The organism is Streptomyces sp. 13-12-16 (assembly GCF_002114215.1).
In the GTDB taxonomy this organism is placed as follows: Bacteria; Actinomycetota; Actinomycetes; order Streptomycetales; family Streptomycetaceae; genus Streptomyces.
In genome coordinates this window covers 1-779 of sequence record NZ_NCTE01001060.1, presented here as the reverse complement: position 1 = coordinate 779, position 779 = coordinate 1, and the positions used below count along the sequence as shown (strand labels likewise).

The 779-nt window shown below is 77.8% G+C and carries 1 pseudogene; it reads left to right on the top strand.

Going from position 1 to position 779, the window contains the following annotated elements:
* Nucleotides 1-779, top strand: a pseudogene (locus tag B7767_RS35100) (BACON domain-containing protein); the annotation flags it as partial.

Genomic DNA, 779 nt, shown 5'->3' with positions numbered 1-779 from the left:
CCCGGACGCGCTGCCCGTCCTCCCGGCGCCCGGAGCGGCCCTGCACGCCGCCATGGCGCACCTTCCACGCGCGCGTGCCACCGCGCCCCGCTTCGACCGGCGCGGCTTCCCGATGGACCCCAAGGACCGCGTCGCCCGGCGGGACCGGCTGCGTGCGCGTGCCGTCACGACGACGGTCGTCGCCACCGTGGTCGCCGCGCCGGTGCTCGCCCTGTGGGCCGCCTACCGGAGCACCCCCGTGGGTGAGGACCGGGACGGCCGCCCGTCCTCCGCGCGGGAGGACGGCGGCCCCCTCGACCTGGACGGCGGGGGAGCGGGCGGCTACGAGAACACCGGCAACGCGAGCACACGGCCCGACACCGGATTCGGTGAGAACGGCGAGCCGGACGTGTCCGTGGAGGTCGTGAGCGTCGCCGGAGCCGGGCACGAGGGTGCCGGCGCGCTGGGCGTCACGGCCGACCACAGCGGTGACACCACGCTGATCACCCTGACCGCGACGGGCGCCGGGCCGGTCCGCTGGTCCGTGTCGACGGAAGCGTCCTGGCTCTATCCGAGCCGGTCGTCGGGAACGCTCGCGCCCGGCGAGTCGGTGACGGTCCGGGTCCACGTCGACCAGTTGCGCGAGCCGTCCGGTCCGTGGAGCGCGACCGTGGCGATCTCGCCCGCCGGTTCCGTCGTGACCATCGACGGTCACGGCCCCGTCCCCTCCGCCCCGGGCGGCGGCCCGCCCTCCGGCCACCCCGGCGGCCCGGGCACCGCGCACCCCGGCACGCCGAGCG